The organism is Xanthomonas sp. 4461 (genome assembly GCF_024806475.1).
In the GTDB taxonomy this organism is placed as follows: domain Bacteria; phylum Pseudomonadota; class Gammaproteobacteria; order Xanthomonadales; family Xanthomonadaceae; genus Xanthomonas; species Xanthomonas arboricola_F.
Genome location: NZ_JANTYV010000008.1, coordinates 58,624 through 74,549, shown reverse-complemented (window position 1 = coordinate 74,549; position 15,926 = coordinate 58,624). Strand labels below are relative to the sequence as shown.

The window sequence follows — 15,926 nt, the reverse complement described above, 5'->3', positions numbered from 1 at the left end:
GGTAAAAAGCTGAGCGTCTCGCAAGTTGCGTGGGCTTGCCGGTGCGGGTCGCAGAACGACACGATAGCTAGCCAACCAGAAGAACGTCCTGCATTGCTTGCACTATGCACACCGACCATCTCGACTGGTCCTTGCCCGCCCACCGTCGCGGGACCTTACGCGACATGGATGCCGCGTAAGAGCCTACAGGGACGTACTTGCGGCGTGTCCCGCGATGGTGGGCGGGCAAGGGCCCTGTAGCCAAACCGCAGATCAGCCGCTCTGCAACTGATCTATCCGTGTTGTCCAACTGGTTGCGATGACAGCGGGATAACAGACAGGAGCAGGGCCGGCTGTTCCGCACTACTCCGCCGTTGTTGAAGGACTTCAAATTGCGCACGCCAGGCGATGCTCGTGACACGCGGCAGACGACCGGATCAGACCAATCTCACCACCCAGACATCAACCCGCTTCGCGCACCCGGGCAGTCAGCCCTTTGAGGAAGGCGCGCAGCAACTGGTCCCCGCAGGGGCGGAAGTTCTTGTGGCCGGGCTGGCGGAACAGCGCCGACAGCTCCGGCTTGGACAGCGGGAAACCGGCGCCAGCGAAGATGGCATGCATGTCCACGTCCTTCAGTTCGAAGGCCACGCGCAGTTTCTTCAGGACCAGGTTGTTACCGACGCGCGCTTCCAGCGGGCGTGCCGGCTGGCTGTCGTCGCGGCCGCGGAAGCGCAGTACCAGGCCGTCGAGAAAGCGCGCCAGCATCGCATCGGTGCAGGGCTCGAAACCGGGCTCGTCTTCCTTCTTCAGCCAGGCCTGTACCTGCGGCTTGTCGAGCGCGAACTCCGGGTCGGCCAGGTGGGTGATCTCCACTACCTTGTCGTCGCTGAGGTCGAGCATGTAGCGGATGCTGCGCAGTACATCGTTGTGGATCATGACAATTCCGGGGCCCCGGCGCGGTGCCGGAAAGCGGCCATTCTACGGGCGCGAGCAGAAGTCGGGCGTGTGCTGACACCGGCCGCGCCTCCGATGGCGACCGTATGTACGACAGCGCTGGCTGCAGCGGCCACGCTGGAGGCTGCGCGGCGGACAGCGCGGGCTGGGCTAGCGCCCCGCTGCAGGATTGTTTGCGGTCGGGCCGCCTGGCCCCGGCATGCCTGGGCTCAGCTGCCGCGGTAGGTGGAATACCCATAGGGCGAGAGCAGCAGCGGCACGTGGTAGTGGCCGTCGTCGGCGATGCCGAAGGCGATGGGTACCTGTTCCAGGAACGGCGGGTCGGCCAGCGCGGTACCGATGGCGCGCCAGTAGCCGGCGACATCGAATTCCAGCCGGTAGCGGCCCGGCGACAGGACCAGGGCCGCCAGCGCCGGGCAGCGCCCGTCGTGGTTGGTGACCGCTTCCAGGCGTAGCGTGTCGCCGGCGAACAGGCGCAGCGGCACGCCGCCCGCCGGGCGGCCCAGCGCGGTGTCCAGCACGTGGGTGGACAGCGTGCTCATGCCACCGCCAGGGTCGGTTGCGGCCACTGGCCAACGAATTCGGGTTGGTCGTAGGCCAGATAGCTATCGACGATGGCCTGGCGGTCGTCCAGAAACAGTTGGTCCGCTACCGCGCGCGCCAGCCGTGGCAACGCCACCTTGAGCCCGGACAGCGCCGCCGCCGAGGGGCCGTGGTTGATCAACGCGGAATAGTTGAAGGCGAACACGCCGTGCAGCAGTGCGGCGTCGTCGGGCGTGCGCGGCAGCAGCTCGAAGCCCGGCCCCAGGTAGGGATGCGCATCCAGCACCGCATTGGCCTGTCCCGGTGGTGGCTGGTAGCGGTCGGCCCAGCAGGCGATGCGCCCGGACAGTGCGGCCAGTTCCGGGCGCAGCTGCGGGTCGGTGACCAGGCCGGTGGCGATGGCAAGGAAATCGAAGCGGTGTTCGCCGTGCGGGGTGCGTACCACCACCGCGCCATCGCGCTCGGCCACCTCCAGCCACGGCGCGCCCAGATGCAGCGCAAAGCCGGCATGGGCGCAGGCGCGCTGGAAGGTGTCGTTGGTGGGCGGTTGGTTGTGTGCGAAGAAGCTGGCCATCATCCGGTACTTGTCTGCATCGGGCAGGGTCAGGAACCGCGGAATGATGCCGGCCTGCTCCATGTGGCGGAACGGGTTGATACGCGGCAACTCGCTGCGACGCACGAACACCTCGGCACTGGCGACACCTTGGTCCAGCGCGAAACAGGCGTTGTCGAACGCTGAAGCGCCGCCGCCCAGGATGCCCACACGCTTGCCGGCCAATGCGGCAAAGTCGATGTGGCTGGAGGTGTGTGCGTAGCGGTGGGTGGGCAGGGCACGGCCGATCCACTCCGGCACCACCCACTGGCCACCGCCCTGGATGCCGGTGGCCAGGATCAGCTTGCGCGTCAGCAGCGGCGCGCCCATCGTCAGATGCAAACGGTGGATGCCGGGCGCGATGTCGGGTTCGACGCGCGCCAGTTGCGTGGCGTTGCGTACCGGCAGCCGCAGCGCCGCGCGGTACCAGCGCAGATAGTCCATCCAGCTGCCGCGCGGAATCTTGTCCAGCGCATCCCAGGCGGCGCTGCCGTGTTGCGCCTCCCACCAGGCGCGGAAGGTCAGCGAGGGCACGCCCAGGTCGATCGAGGTGATCTGCTTGGGCGTGCGCAGCGTCTGCATGCGTGCGTACGTCACCCACGGGCCTTCCTGCCCGGCGGGGTTTTCGTCGATGACCAGGACGTTGTGCACGCGCTCGCGTTGCAGCGCGAATGCCGCGCCCAGGCCGCTCTGGCCGGCGCCGACGATCACCACGTCGTACACGTGCCCTGCCGGATGCACGCGCGGTTGCACCCAGGCCTCGCCGCCATGGGCCAGATGCTGCAGGTCGCGGGCGAGCTCGCGTTCGAGTTGGGCCAGGCTCATGGCAGTGCCTCCAGGCGCAGGTGGACGATCTTGCCGATCTCGGCGAGAGCGGTGGCGATCTCGGCATCGCGCGCGGCATCCAGGCGGCGCTCCAGCGCGGCCAGGATGCCGGCCTTGTCGTGCAGCCGTACGCAGATCACGAACGGAAAACCGAAGCGCTGGCGATAGTCCCGGTTGAGCGCATGGAAACGCTTGAATTCGTCCTCGCTCAACCGGTCCAGACCTGCCGATGCCTGCTCGGCTGCCGATGCGGCGGTGAGCGTGCGGTCGATCGCCGCCTTGCCGGCCAGCTCCGGATGTGCGCGGATCAACGCAAGCTGGTCTTCCTGCGATGCGTCGAACACCACCTGCATCAGCCCGCGGTACACATCGGCGAACGGGCGCCGCCTCGCAGCGCGTTCGACCACCCACGGCGAATGCTCGAACAGCTCGCGGTAGCGCGCCATGAAGGCAGCATCGTCCAGCACGCTGTCGTCGATCACTCTCATGCATGCGTCCCTTGCAGCGAGACATGCGCGGCCACCACTTTCCAGCCGTCGGCAAAACGCACCCAGCTCTGGCTCTGGCGGCCGCGCGCGCTGCTGCCGTCGCGAACGAATTCTGCGTGCGTGGTGGCGAAGTCGTGGCCGAAGCCATGCACTTCCACATGTGCGAGCTGGCGCTGTGGCGAGCCGCCGCGGCCGATGCGAAACGCGCGGATCGCATCGATGCCGTACAGCACCTCGCCCACGCCGTAGCGCACCGTGCTGGGTGCGGGGTGGAACAGCGCATCCATCGCGGCGATGTCGTCGTCCATCAGGGCCTGTTCGTAGGCATGGAAGGCGGCGGTCACTTGCGCGATCACCTCGGGCAGGTCGATGTCGGCGGTGTCGATGCTCATGCCGGATGCACCTGCAGCCAATGCCGCGCAATGTCGATACGGCGCGCAATCCAGGCATCGCCGCTGGCCAGCACGTGATCGACAAAACGCGCCAGGGCTGCGGCGCGCGCCGGCTTGCCGACGATGCGCCCGTGCAGGCCGATCGACAGCATGCGCCCACCTTCGCTGCGCAGCTGCTCGAAGCTGTCGCGCAGATAGCGAAAGAACGGCTCGCCATCGGCAAAGCCGTTATAGGCGACGAATTTCATGTCGTTGGCATCCAGCGTGTAAGGCACGATCAACTGCGTGCGGCCGTGGCGGGCGTCGTAATACGGCACATCGTCGGCATAGCTGTCGGCGTCGTAGACAAAGCCGCCTTCTTCGGCGATCAGCCGTGCGGTGTTGGGGCTGGTGCGGCCCTGGTACCAGCCCAGTGGGCGGCTGCCGGTAACGCGTGTGTGCAAGGCGATGGCCTGCGCGATATGCGCGCGCTCGGTGGCCTCGTCGATGTGTTGATAGTCGATCCAGCGCAGCCCGTGGCTGGCGATTTCCCAGTCGGCGGCCTGCATCGCGGCCACTGCTTCTGGATTGGCGGCAAGCGCGTTCGCAACGCCGAACACGGTCACCGGCACCGCGCGTGCGGCGAACAGCCGATGCAGCCGCCAGAACCCGGCGCGGCTGCCGTACTCGTACAGGCTTTCCATGGCGATGGCGCGTGCGCCGGGCTGCGCTTGCGCGCCGACCATTTCCGACAGAAACGCCTCCGAGCCGGCATCGCCGTTGAGTACGCAGTTTTCCGCGCCTTCTTCGTAATTGATGACGAACTGCACCGCGATGCGCGCACCACCGGGCCACTGCGCAGGCGGCGGTGTGGCGCCGTAGCCGACCAGATCGCGCATCGCGCTCATGCAGCCGGCTCCGCATGCCAGGTGGCCAGGGCGGCTTCCACCGCCAGGCCTGGTGTGCAGGTGTAGCCCTCGGCGCGCAGCACCGCTTCCAGCGCGGCCAGGGTGATCAGTACCTTGTGCTTCATCGCGTTGTAGCCCATCGCGCCGATACGCCAGATCCTGCCTTGCAGCGGGCCGAAAGCGGTGCCGATCTCGATCTCGAAATCCTCGCGCATGCGCCGACGCACGGCGTCGTTGTCGATTCCTGCCGGGATCACCACGCCGGTGACATTGGTCATGCGATGCGCTGCGTCGCCAAACACCTCCAGGCCCATCGCGGTGACGCCGGCGCTCACCGCACGGCCGGCGGCGGCGTGGCGCGCGAAGCGTGCGTGCAGGCCTTCCTGCAGCGCCACGCGTGCGCATTCGCGGGCGCCGTATAGCATGGTGGTGGCCTCGGTGTGGTGGTTGAGGCGCTTGTCCGACCAGTAATCCATGATCATCGCCAGGTCGAAATAATTCGAGGCGATGCGCGGCCCGCGGCCATTGACGATGTCATCGCGCACGATGCCGCGTTCGACATGGCGGCGCGCGAAGATCGCCTCGGCTGCCGCGTTGGAGACGGTGATCGGTGCAGAGCCGGACGGCCCGCCCAGGCATTTCTGCAGGCCGCCGGTCACCACGTCCACGTCCCAGCGATCGCTGGCGATCTCCATGCCGCCGATGGTGGCGGTGGCATCCACGTAACTCAGCGCGCCTGCCCTGCGGCACAGCGCGCCCAGGCCGTCGAGCGGCTGCGCCATGGTGGTGGAGGTGTCGCCGTGCACGGTGGCCACCAGCTTGGGCGCCACCCGTTCGATCGCCTCGGCAATGGCTGCCAGCGGTACCACCTGCCCCCATGGCGCATCCACGCTGTGCACGTCGGCGCCGAGGCGCTGCAGGATTTCGGTGAGCAACAGGCCGAAGCGGCCGAAGTTGATCACCAGCACGCGGTCGCCCGGTTGCACCAGCGACACCAGCGCCGCTTCGATGCCGGCACGCGCAGTGCCGTCGACCAGAAACGTCCAGCGATTCTCGGTGCCGAACAAGGGCCGGTAGAGCGCCATCACCTCGTTCATGTAGGTGGTCATTTCCGGGTCGAACTGTCCCAGCAGATCGGCCGCCATCGCGCGCAGCACGCGCGGATGCGCATTGACCGGGCCAGGCCCCATCAACAGGCGCTGTGGAGGATCGAGTTCGGCGAAGGTGTGCAGGTGACGCAGATCAGGTGACAAGGGGGTCTCCCAGGTGTTCGATGAAGTGGCGCATGACTGCCAGGGCGACCTCGGCATCGCCCGGGTCGACGTGTTCGTCCGGATGATGGCTGATGCCGCCGGCGCAGCGCACGAACAGCATCGCGGTCGGGCAGAGCGCGGCCATGGTCATCGCATCGTGACCGGCGCCGGAGACCAGCCGCCGGGGCGCGATGCCCTGCGCAGCGACAGCGTGTTCGAGCCGGGTCATCAGCGCCGCCGCGCACGGGCTGGCGGCGAGGGCCTGCAGCGGGTCGATGGCGATGGCGATGCCACGTGCCGCACCGATGCGCGCCAGTGCGTGTTCGATGGCACGCACGGCGGCGTCGCGGGTGGCGTCATCGCCGGCACGCACATCCAGCGTGCAGTCCACGCGGCCGGGCACCACGTTGACGGCGCCGGGTGCGAGCTGCAGCTTGCCGACGGTGGCGACCAGATCGTCGCTGCCGTCGCGTGCGATGCGCTCGATCGCCAGCAACGCTTCGGCCGCTGCACTCAGGGCATCGCGACGCAGCGCCATCGTGGTGGTGCCGGCATGTCCGGCGCGGCCGTCGAAGCGCAGCGCAAACCGGCGTTGCGCGGCGATCGCGGTGACGATGCCCACCGGCAGGCCTGCTGCCTCAAGCACCGGGCCTTGTTCGATATGGGTCTCCAGATACGCCAGCACGCTGCCCGGGGCGCGCGCGGCGCGCTGGATCTGCGCGATGTCCAGATCCCAGTCTGCCAGCGCGCTGGCGACGTCGATGCCGGCGGCGTCGCTCACCGCCAACGTGGTCGGGTCGAGCGTGCCGGCCACCGCGCGGCTGCAGAACATGGAGGCGGGAAAGCGCGACCCTTCTTCGTCGCCGAAGGCGATGACTTCGATGGCGAATGGCAAGCGCCGCGCTTGCGCCTGCAGTGCGGCCACGCATTCGATACCGAGCAGGATGCCGAGCGGGCCGTCGTAGCGGCCGGCATCGCGCACGCTGTCCAGATGGCTGCCGATCAGCAGCGCCGGTGCGTCGGCATGGGTGCCGTCGTAGCGGCCGATCAGGTTTGCCGCCGCGTCCAGACGCACCTGCATGCCGGCCTGGCGCATCCACTCGCTGACCTGCGCGATGGCGGCGCGGTGCGCCGGGCTGAGCCAGGCGCGGAACAGTCCGCCCGGGGTGTCGCTATAGGGCGCCACGCCCAATGCATCGCAGCGCGCCACCGCGCGTGCGCCGGCACCGTCGGACGAGGCGCTGCGTTGCATGCTCAGCATAGGGCGCCAAGCGGGTGCGCCGATCCATCGGCACTGTACGGACCGCGATGCGATAGCGACTGATGCATGGAGCCTCCGCAGGCGGTGGAAAAAGGGCGAGGCATCGCCGGGCGATGGAGCGCCCGAACGAGGTCGTGGGTCAGGCGCGGCGAGCGGGCGAGGCCTTCAATCGACTATACGAACCGCCCCCGTCACCCCAAAGCGGTTTTTTTAGGGTCGCGCGTTGCAAAAAACGCGACAGGCAGCGTGTACTGCACGGTGTCCTTCCTCACGCCGGGAGCAGGTGCCTGCGAGGCAGACGCGGATGTGTCGCAGAGAAATGTCAGTGCGTGCAATGACAAACGCGTGGCAACACGCCTTCGGAAGTGACGCACCGCCTGGTTCGCCGAGCCCCTCACCCGACCACCGCTGCGGCCCAGCCCGCCCGTACAGGCGGCGAGGGCGCACCACTGCACGCGCGCCAGCGGCGCGCAGGCCACAGCTTGGCGCCCCGCCGGGGAGGGGCAATCACCGCGCTCCCCGACTACAAGCGCCTGCTACAGTCGGCGCATTCCATGAAAGAGATTCACCAATGGCCCGCGACAATTTCAAGGACCTGCTGGCGCTGATCGCCATCGTTCGCGAAGGCAGCTTTACCCGGGCAGCGGCCAAGCTGGGTGTTTCGCAATCGGCGCTGAGCCATACCATCCGCGGGCTGGAAGCCACCCTCGGCTTGCGCCTGCTGACGCGTACCACCCGTAGCGTGGCACCGACCGAAGCGGGCGAGCGACTGATCCAGACCGTGGCGCCGCGTTTTACGGAAATCGAAGAGGCGTTGTCTGCGCTGAGCGAAATGCGCGATACCCCGGCAGGCACGGTGCGCATCACCGCCACCGACTATGCCGCGCGCGAGATCCTGTGGCCCAAGCTATCCAACCTGTTGCAGCAGTACCCGGACATCCACGTCGAAATGGTCGTCGACAACGGGCTGACCGACATCGTCGCCGACCGCTACGACCTGGGCGTGCGTCTGGGCGATCAGGTCGAAAAGGACATGATCGCCGCGCGCATCGCGCCGGACATGCGCATGGCCATCGTCGCAGCGCCGTCGTATCTGGCACGCCGGCCTTTGCCGAAAACGCCGCAGGATCTCACCGCGCATCGCTGCATCAACCTGCGCATGAAAACGGCCGGTGGGTTGTACGCCTGGGAACTGGAGAAGGACGGCCGCGAAGTCATCGTGCGCGTGCAGGGCCAGCTGACCTTCAACGGTGTCTATGAAGCGGTGGATGCGGCTGTGGACGGTTTCGGTATCGCCTTCGTGCAGGAGGATCTTGTACGCCCGCATCTCAAGGCCGGGCGTCTGCGCTGGATCATGAAGGACTGGTCGCCGACCTGGCCGGGCCTGCATGCCTTCTATCCCAGCCGCCGGCATTCATCGCCAGCCTTCAACCTGGTGCTGGATGCATTGCGCTACAAGGCCTGATGCGCGAGCGTGGTGGCTGGGCATGCGCGGCAGTTGTGCGAAGCGTTGCATGGATCAGCACGGCGTCGCCGGCGTGCGTCCAATGATGGTGTTGCGGGCCAGAGCGTCGCGCCCAGGATGGAGGGCGCGGGCCAATAGCTTCCACAAGGGCATGTCTGCCCGCATGCTGCACGACTACATGCATTCGGTCTTCCGATCCGTACTCGGATGGAGGCACCATCGAACTGCAGCGCCCCGCGCGTCCGGTCACGATCAGCCTCCTGCCACGCTCATGAGTGCGTTTCATAAACCCGTGCGGCGCAGGCGTCTTACTCGCTGCATGCGGACCACGTAACCTGCGCTACCTGCACAGACGCGCCCTTGCGTGCCGCGATCGCGCGCTGTGTCGCGTTGCTCATGCGGCCGAAGCAAGCGCGGGCCGCTGCAGTCCGTCGCCTCCCATGGCGCTCCCGTCCCGAACAGCACTCGTCTCTGCGCGCCCTCGCGATGCGCCGTGCGTGCTGCCTCCCACGTAAGGCTTCATCCATGCCAGCCAATACCTTGATTGCCGACACAGCCCAGCCCGACACCGTTGTCGCCACGCGCCAGACCTGGAGTGCGGTTGGCTCGATGTCGTTATGCGTTGCGTTGCTGATCGCATCGGAATTCATGCCGGTGAGCCTGCTCACGCCGATCGCAGCGGACCTTCACGCAAGCGCCGGCATGGCCGGGCAGGCGATCTCCATCTCCGGTCTGTTTGCGGTCATTGCCAGCCTGCTGATCGCGCCGCTGTCGTCGCGATTGAACCGCCGACATGTCTTGCTGGGCCTGAGCGCGGTGATGTTGCTGTCGTTGTTGCTGATTGCCAGCGCGCACAGCTTTGGCCTGTTGATGGCCGCGCGTGCCCTGCTCGGCATCACCATCGGTGGCTTCTGGGCGCTATCCACCGCCACAGTGATGCGCATCATGCCCGAGCATGCGGTGCCCAAGGCATTGGGCATCGTGTATATCGGCAATGCCGTGGCAACCGCCTTCGCTGCACCGTTGGGCAGTTATCTCGGTGCGGTGATCGGGTGGCGTGGTGTGTTCTGGGGAATGGCGCCGTTGGTGGTGCTGGCCATCGCGTGGCAATGGCGCAGCCTGCCGTCGATGCCGGCGCAAGGCGCCAGCTCGCTGGGCGACATCGCCGGCTTGTTGAAGCGTCGTTACGTTGCTCGCGCAATGCTCGCGGTGATGCTCGGCTTTGCTGGCGCATTCTCCGCGTTCACCTACTTCCGCCCGTTCCTGGAAACCGTTGCGCAGGTCGATGTGTCGCAGTTGTCATTGCTGTTGCTTGGTCTGGGCCTTGCCGGTTTCGCTGGCACCTACGCGGCAACCGTGCTGGTCGCGAAGCGTCTGTTCAAGCTGCTCACGGTGTTGCCGGCCGCACTGGGCATCGTCACGCTTGGCATGCTGCTGGGCGGCCATCTGCTGTGGGCCGTTGCGATGGCCATGATCGCCTGGGGCGCGCTCAACGCCGCCATTCCGGTGGCGTGGTCCACCTGGCTGAGCCGCTGCATCAAGGATGCGCCCGACAGCGGCGGCGGCCTGATGGTGGCCGCGATCCAGTTGTCCATCATGCTCGGTGGCGCGCTGGGCGGCGCGCTGTTGGATCACCTGTCGATCGGCGCCACATTCGTCGGCGCAAGCATATTGCTGCTGGCATCGTCGTTGGTTGCAGGGCGGGGCGATCACTTGCAGCCGTGAGTGATGGCGATTGTACGATGCCGCGCGCATCGCACCGCGTCAGCGCGTACCACGCGACGATGCCGGAGTCGGCGCCGGCTCTTTCATATTGGCTTGCCGGCTGGCAGAGCCCGACATCTCACGTAGCAATGCAAGCCGGCAACAACAGCATCAAGGCGTGTTCCGACTCGGCCTGATCGGCGTGTACTGCACCGAAAGCAGCGTCCAGCCCGATGGCGCATGCCGGGCAACTGCCCCAAGGACGAGCGTCATGCTGCGCTCGCCCATGCGGTAGCTGATCTGGGTCGTCATGACGGCCACGTCTGCCTGTGTGTGCAGCGCGATCTCGCCCAGCGTCACTGGCGGTGCCGCAACCTTCTTGTCCGGTGCATAGAACGACAGCACAGCTGCGCGCGTGTCCACCTGGCCCAGCGGACTGATCTCCACGAACTGCGGGCCCAGTACTGCATCCAGGCGTTTCAGGTCGAACGTGTTTTCAGCATTCACGTACTGGCGCAGGGCCTCCTGCGCGGTGGATGGTGTCGCCGCTGTGCCATTGCCGATGCCGGCACCCAGCAGAAACATCAGGCCAGTCGCGCTTAGCCAGCGAGAGGTGATCATGTGCATCCTTTCGCGTATCGAGGATGCCGAGCATCCCACACGGGGCAGGATATGCGCATGCATCGAAAGTCATGAGAACGCACCATCAACCCGGCGCCCAGCTCTCGATGGTGCAGCTGCTCGATCACAGCGTAAGCTCAGACGCCAACGTCAAAACCCAGGTCCTTCCGCAGGGCATCCACGCAGTCGTCGACAAACGTGCGTACCTTGGATGAGCCGCGACGGCCTTCCGCGTAGACCACATGCACCGGTTCCGGTGCGATCTCGAAGGCCTCGAGGATGCAGGCCAGTGTGCCGCTACGCAGGTGTTGGCGGATCTGGTAAGCCGGCACTTGCGTCAGTCCCCAGCCCTGCACTGCGGCGGTGATGGCGGCGCCGGAGGAAGTCACGCTGAGGCGTGAGCCAACCTCGACCAGCGACTCGCGCCCATCGATGCGAAACGGCCACCTGGGTGCGCGCTCGGACGATGCGGTGGAGATGGTGGTGTGCTGCACCAGATCGTCCGGATGCTGCGCAATGCCCTGTTCTGCCAGATAGCCGGGCGACGCGCAGACCATGCGACGCACGCTGCCCACCGGGATCGCGGTCAGCGACGAATCGGGGAGTGCGCCGATGCGCACCGCGACGTCGATGCCCTCCTCCAGCAGCGGTAGCACGCGGTCGACCAGAATGGCGCGTGCGGTAACCGAGGGGTAGCGACTGAGAAAGCGCGTCAACACGGGCATGACATGCAACGCGCCGAACATCTGCGGAGCCGTCACGGTCAGCGATCCGCTGGGGAGTGCATGCAATCCGGCCGCTGTGTTCTCGACATCCTCCAGATCGGCAAGCAGCCGTCGGCAGTCGATGGCGTACTGGAGGCCGGCCTCGGTAAGCCGCATGTTGCGGGTGGTACGCACCACCAGCAGCACGCCGAGGCGCTTTTCCAGCTGCGCGATGGTGCGCGTCACCGTGGCGGTGGAAATGCCCAGGCGACGCGCGACGCCGGCAAAGCTCGCTTGCTCTGCCAGTGCTGCAAACAGCGTCATTTCCTGGATGCGATCCACCGGTGTCTCACGCTTGGCGATCGCTACAGAATAGCAGTGCGCCGTGGCGGGGCGTCGATGCGCGGTGCAGGCAAGGCTGCAGCATTGCGTCAGCCGCAACGATCAATTGATGGGCATGGCGGTTCTGCTGCTGGCGGACGATGCCTAGCATGTCGGCTACTCCCTCCGGTCCCAGATTTGCCATGACGCACTCCGATTCGTCCATGCAGCGCAACGCCGATCTTCCGATTGCATTCGGCCGCCGCCAGATGCTTGTCTCCAGTATCGGAACGGCATTCGCGCTGGGCGCCTGTGCGGTGCGTGCAGGCGAACGCTCCGGCAACACGCAGACCAACCAAGGAACCGCCATGTCCCATGACCAGAGCATCGGCATCAGCTACCAGACCCAACGCGTTGGCGATGTCGAAGTGTTCTATCGCCAGGCCGGGCGCGCGGATGCGCCTGTCCTGCTGTTGCTGCACGGCTTTCCCAGCGCCAGCCACATGTTCCGCGATCTGATGCCGCTGCTGGCACGTCACTACCGGTTGATTGCGCCGGACCTGCCAGGCTTCGGCAATACCAAGGCGCCGCCACGCGGGCAGTTCGCATACACCTTCGAACAGCTCTACAAGGTGATCGAAGGCTTTACCGAAGCACTGGGACTGAGTCGCTACGCGCTGTATCTGTTCGATTACGGCGCGCCTGTCGGGTTTCGTCTGGCTGCGGCAAACCCGCACAAGGTGAGTGCCATCATCAGCCAGAACGGCAATGCCTATCTGGAAGGCTTCAGCGATCAATGGGGCCCGTGGCAGACGTATTGGCGCGAGCCGACGGTGGCCAATCGCCAGGCATGCCGTGCCTCGCTGTCGCCGCAAACTATCCGCGACTGGCAATACGGCACCGGTGCCGATCCGCGCAAGCTCTCGCCCGATGGCTACACGCTGGATATCGCATACATGGCGCGACCGGGTGCCGAAGACATCCAGCTCGATCTGATCCTGGACTACCGCAGCAATGTGGCCGCCTATCCGGCATTCCATGCGTATTTCCGCAAGCATCAGCCGCCGTTGCTGGCGGTGTGGGGCAGGCACGATCCGGCCTTCATCCCGGCGGGCGCGCAGGCGTATCGCACGGACCTGCCGATGGCCGAGGTGCAGTTGCTGGATGCCGGCCATTTTGCACTGGAAACGCATGCGCCTGAGATCGCGCAGCATATCGAGGATTTCCTGCGGCGTACGCTTGCCGCATCGGCGTAACCGGTGCGTTTGCGCATGGACTGCGGGCGCGGCGACGGGGCTGCGTCCGCGTGCGGGTGCAGGCTGCATGCGCGTGCTAGTTTGCTGCGATCACTCCCCCAGAGATTGCCAAGATGCTCAGCGCGTACCGATGGAGCGGGCTACTGATGCTTGCCAGCCTGTTGCCTGTGGCTGTCCTTGCCGGCACACCCGATGGGGGTTACCGACAGCCGCCGGAGCCGCTATTGAGCGTATTGCGGGCGCCGCTCAATCCATCGCCGCGGCTGGATCCCACCGGCAAGACCCTGTTGCTGGTACAGCGCATGCAGTACCCGCCGATCGCACGCGTGGCCGAGCCGTACCTGAAGCTGGCCGGCGTGCGTGTGGAGCCGCGCACGCATAGCCGCCACGACATGTCCAATGGCTACGGCATTCGCTCCTGCCTGCAGGGCTTCAGCCTGGTGGATGTCGCCAGCGGCAGGCAGACCGCGGTGAGCTTGCCGGCCGGCGCCTGTCCGGCATCGCCGGTGTGGTCGCCGGACGGGCGTCGCTTCGCCTTCAACAACACTGCGGCCGACCGCGTCGAGCTCTGGGTGGGCGAGGTGGCCACCGGCAACGTGCGCAAGGTCGAGGGTGTGCAACTCAACCCGGTGCTGGGCGGTGAGATCCAGTGGCTTGGCGGCAGCGACACGCTGCTGTTGAAGACGGTGCCGCAAGACCTGGGCGCGGCGCCACGCAAGGCCGCAGTGCCGCCCGGCCCGGAGGTCAAGGAAACCATTCAGGGCAAGGGCGAAAGCAGCACCTACGAGGCGCGCGACACGCTCTCCAGCCCTGAAGACGAGGCCTTGTTCACCTACTACGCCACCTCCCAGCTGCTCGCGGTGGATGCGGCCACCGGCAGTCAGCGCAAGCTCGGTACGCCAGCGGTGTACAGCAATGTGGATGGCGCGCCCGATGGCCGCCATGTGCTGGTGGAACGGCTGAAGCAGCCGTATTCCTACGTCACCACCTATGCGCGGTTTGCCCATGATGTGGCAGTGCTGGATCTGGCCAACGGCAGCGAGCGCGTGCTGGCCGATCTGCCGGTTGCCGACCGGGTGCCGGTGCAAGGCGTGCCTGTCGGTCCACGTGCCTATTCCTGGCGTGCCAACCAGCCGGCCACCCTGGTGTGGGCCGAGGCGCTGGATGGCGGCGACTGGAAAACCAGCGTGCCCGCGCGCGACAGGTTGATGTCGCTGGCGGCACCGTTCACCGCCAAGCCGCGTGAACTCACGCGCGTGCAGCAGCGTTATGCCGGCCTGTCGTGGTTTGCCGCAGGCGGCCAGGCGCTGCTGGACGAGTACGATGAAAACCGCCACTGGCGTCGCACCAGCTTGTTGGATGCCGACCGCCCCGGCGCTGCCGGACGGGTGTTGTTCGATCTGTCCACCGACGACCTGTACGCCGACCCCGGCGTGCCGGAGCTACGTGTGCTGGCCAACGGCCAGTCCGTGTTGCGCGAAGAACAGGGCGCGGTGTTCCTGAGCGGGCAGGGCGCCTCCCCGGCGGGCGACCGGCCGTTTCTGGATCGCTATGCGCTGGCCAGTGGCAAGACCCAGCGGCTGTTCCGCAGCGATGCCAACGTGGACGAGCTGTTCTTCGGGTTTGCCGGCGACGACGTGGCGCGGCTGCTGACCTGGCACCAGTCGCTGACCGACCCGCCCAATGTGTATCTGCGCACGCTGGGCCAAGCGCTGCCGACAGCGGCGACGGGTGAGGCGGTGCTTGCCTCCACTGCCACGCCGGTGACCCATTTTCCGGATCCGACCCCGCTGGTGCGTCAGATCAAAAAACGCCTGGTGACCTACAAGCGCAAGGACGGGGTGGAGCTGTCATTCACCCTGTACACACCGCCCGGCTACACCGAAGGCACGCGCGTGCCGGCGATCCTGTACGCCTATCCGCTGGACTATGCCGATCCCTCCAAGGCCGGACAGGTCAGTGGCGCCAGCGAGCGTGACTTCACCCGCCTGAGCTACTACCAACTGTTGTTGCTGGCCGGTTACGCGATCATCGACGATGCCGCCTTCCCCATCGTCGGCGACCCGAAGACCGCTTACGACACCTACCTGCAGCAACTGGTGGACGACGCCACCGCTGCGGTGGACAAGGCGGTGGAATTGGGCGTGGTCGATCGCCAGCGGATCGGCGTCACCGGGCATAGCCATGGCGCGCTGATGACGGCCAACCTGCTCGCACAGACCGACCTGTTCCGCGCCGGCGCTGCCACCAGCGGCAGCTACAACAAGACGCTGACGCCGTTCGGATTCCAGAACGAGCGCCGTTCGTTCTGGGCCGCGCCGGAGGTCTATGCGCAGGCTTCGGCGTTCTTCAACGCCGACAAGATCAACGAGCCGTTGCTGATCGTGCACGGCATGGACGACGCCAATCCCGGCACCGAAACCACACAGGCTCCGCGGCTGTTCCAGGCGATCCGCGGCAACGGTGGCACCGCGCGGCTGGTACTTTTGCCGTTCGAACCGCATTGGTATACCGCGCGCGAATCCACCGAGGATGTGGTTGCCGAGATGCTGGACTGGTTCGACCGTTACGTGAAAAACGCCCCGCCGCGCGACACCACCAGCAAGCCAAAGCAGTGAGTGGCACGCCAGTGCAGCGTGTTATTCAAAGCTGGCGTGGCAGCAGTGCGGGCTTGAGGCGTT

14 protein-coding genes are annotated in these 15,926 nt (G+C 66.5%); 4 read left to right on the top strand and 10 right to left on the bottom strand.

The features are described from left to right. Window positions 1-441: 441 nt before the first annotated feature. The 8 genes from FHY19_RS21625 to FHY19_RS21590 all read right to left on the bottom strand — a co-directional run bounded on the left by FHY19_RS21625 (window position 442) and on the right by FHY19_RS21590 (window position 7,174). Window positions 442-915 (bottom strand): DUF1456 family protein, encoded by a 474-nt coding sequence (locus FHY19_RS21625; RefSeq protein ID WP_259159427.1) that lies wholly within the window; start codon window positions 913-915, stop codon window positions 442-444. A 227-nt stretch (window positions 916-1,142) separates the two neighbouring features. After that, window positions 1,143-1,475: a hydroxyisourate hydrolase gene (uraH, locus tag FHY19_RS21620; protein ID WP_259159426.1), complete on the bottom strand. Its 333-nt coding sequence runs from the start codon at window positions 1,473-1,475 to the stop codon at window positions 1,143-1,145. Continuing rightward, a complete protein-coding gene (hpyO, locus tag FHY19_RS21615; RefSeq protein ID WP_259168518.1) occupies window positions 1,472-2,893 on the bottom strand; it encodes an FAD-dependent urate hydroxylase HpyO in 1,422 nt (473 codons plus the stop codon). The genes uraH and hpyO overlap by 4 nt, the downstream gene beginning before the upstream one ends. Beyond that, window positions 2,890-3,381, bottom strand: a complete 492-nt coding sequence (uraD, locus tag FHY19_RS21610; RefSeq protein ID WP_259168516.1) for a 2-oxo-4-hydroxy-4-carboxy-5-ureidoimidazoline decarboxylase — start codon at window positions 3,379-3,381, stop codon at window positions 2,890-2,892. The genes hpyO and uraD overlap by 4 nt, the downstream gene beginning before the upstream one ends. Beyond that, a complete protein-coding gene (hpxZ, locus tag FHY19_RS21605) occupies window positions 3,378-3,773 on the bottom strand; it encodes an oxalurate catabolism protein HpxZ (protein ID WP_259168515.1) in 396 nt (131 codons plus the stop codon). The genes uraD and hpxZ overlap by 4 nt, the downstream gene beginning before the upstream one ends. Beyond that, window positions 3,770-4,660 carry an allantoinase PuuE gene (gene puuE, locus FHY19_RS21600; protein WP_259168514.1) on the bottom strand — a complete coding sequence of 297 codons (891 nt, stop codon included), beginning with the start codon at window positions 4,658-4,660 and terminating at the stop codon, window positions 3,770-3,772. Before puuE ends, hpxZ begins: the two co-directional genes overlap by 4 nt. Then, window positions 4,657-5,913 (bottom strand): alanine--glyoxylate aminotransferase family protein, encoded by a 1,257-nt coding sequence (locus FHY19_RS21595; protein WP_259168513.1) that lies wholly within the window; start codon window positions 5,911-5,913, stop codon window positions 4,657-4,659. The genes puuE and FHY19_RS21595 overlap by 4 nt, the downstream gene beginning before the upstream one ends. Then, window positions 5,903-7,174, bottom strand: coding sequence for an allantoate amidohydrolase (locus FHY19_RS21590; RefSeq protein ID WP_276580930.1), 1,272 nt, complete (start codon window positions 7,172-7,174; stop codon window positions 5,903-5,905). The genes FHY19_RS21595 and FHY19_RS21590 overlap by 11 nt, the downstream gene beginning before the upstream one ends. Window positions 7,175-7,745: 571 nt before the next feature. Between FHY19_RS21590 and FHY19_RS21585 the strand changes: the two genes are divergently transcribed. Further along, window positions 7,746-8,639: a LysR family transcriptional regulator gene (locus FHY19_RS21585; RefSeq protein ID WP_259168511.1), complete on the top strand. Its 894-nt coding sequence runs from the start codon at window positions 7,746-7,748 to the stop codon at window positions 8,637-8,639. 525 nt (window positions 8,640-9,164) lie between these two features. Beyond that, on the top strand, window positions 9,165-10,364 hold the full coding sequence (locus FHY19_RS21580) for an MFS transporter (protein ID WP_259168510.1): 1,200 nt from the start codon (window positions 9,165-9,167) through the stop codon (window positions 10,362-10,364). A gap of 150 nt (window positions 10,365-10,514) precedes the next feature. Here FHY19_RS21580 and FHY19_RS21575 read toward each other — a convergent pair whose 3' ends face one another. After that, a complete protein-coding gene (locus FHY19_RS21575) occupies window positions 10,515-11,027 on the bottom strand; it encodes a nuclear transport factor 2 family protein (protein ID WP_259168509.1) in 513 nt (170 codons plus the stop codon). A gap of 74 nt (window positions 11,028-11,101) precedes the next feature. Next, complete coding sequence (locus FHY19_RS21570) at window positions 11,102-11,992, bottom strand: LysR family transcriptional regulator (RefSeq protein ID WP_259168508.1); 891 nt, start codon at window positions 11,990-11,992, stop codon at window positions 11,102-11,104. A 365-nt stretch (window positions 11,993-12,357) separates the two neighbouring features. Here FHY19_RS21570 and FHY19_RS21565 point away from each other — a divergent pair, with 365 nt between their 5' ends. Beyond that, window positions 12,358-13,245 (top strand): alpha/beta hydrolase, encoded by an 888-nt coding sequence (locus FHY19_RS21565; protein ID WP_326521166.1) that lies wholly within the window; start codon window positions 12,358-12,360, stop codon window positions 13,243-13,245. Between the two features lie 113 nt (window positions 13,246-13,358). Next, window positions 13,359-15,863, top strand: a complete 2,505-nt coding sequence (locus FHY19_RS21560) for a prolyl oligopeptidase family serine peptidase (RefSeq protein ID WP_259168506.1) — start codon at window positions 13,359-13,361, stop codon at window positions 15,861-15,863. Window positions 15,864-15,926 lie beyond the last annotated feature (63 nt).

Excerpts from the sequence above, each read along its gene's own strand:
- FHY19_RS21625 (WP_259159427.1), bottom strand. The coding sequence starts at position 915 with ATGATCCACAACGATGTACTGCGCAGCATCCGCTACATGCTCGACCTC.
- uraH (WP_259159426.1), bottom strand. The coding sequence starts at position 1,475 with ATGAGCACGCTGTCCACCCACGTGCTGGACACCGCGCTGGGCCGCCCG.
- hpyO (WP_259168518.1), bottom strand. The coding sequence starts at position 2,893 with ATGAGCCTGGCCCAACTCGAACGCGAGCTCGCCCGCGACCTGCAGCAT.
- uraD (WP_259168516.1), bottom strand. The coding sequence starts at position 3,381 with ATGAGAGTGATCGACGACAGCGTGCTGGACGATGCTGCCTTCATGGCG.
- hpxZ (WP_259168515.1), bottom strand. The coding sequence starts at position 3,773 with ATGAGCATCGACACCGCCGACATCGACCTGCCCGAGGTGATCGCGCAA.
- puuE (WP_259168514.1), bottom strand. The coding sequence starts at position 4,660 with ATGAGCGCGATGCGCGATCTGGTCGGCTACGGCGCCACACCGCCGCCT.
- FHY19_RS21590 (WP_276580930.1), bottom strand. The coding sequence starts at position 7,174 with ATGCTGAGCATGCAACGCAGCGCCTCGTCCGACGGTGCCGGCGCACGC.
- FHY19_RS21585 (WP_259168511.1), top strand. The coding sequence starts at position 7,746 with ATGGCCCGCGACAATTTCAAGGACCTGCTGGCGCTGATCGCCATCGTT.
- FHY19_RS21580 (WP_259168510.1), top strand. The coding sequence starts at position 9,165 with ATGCCAGCCAATACCTTGATTGCCGACACAGCCCAGCCCGACACCGTT.
- FHY19_RS21575 (WP_259168509.1), bottom strand. The coding sequence starts at position 11,027 with ATGCATGCGCATATCCTGCCCCGTGTGGGATGCTCGGCATCCTCGATA.
- FHY19_RS21570 (WP_259168508.1), bottom strand. The coding sequence starts at position 11,992 with ATGACGCTGTTTGCAGCACTGGCAGAGCAAGCGAGCTTTGCCGGCGTC.
- FHY19_RS21565 (WP_326521166.1), top strand. The coding sequence starts at position 12,358 with ATGTCCCATGACCAGAGCATCGGCATCAGCTACCAGACCCAACGCGTT.
- FHY19_RS21560 (WP_259168506.1), top strand. The coding sequence starts at position 13,359 with ATGCTCAGCGCGTACCGATGGAGCGGGCTACTGATGCTTGCCAGCCTG.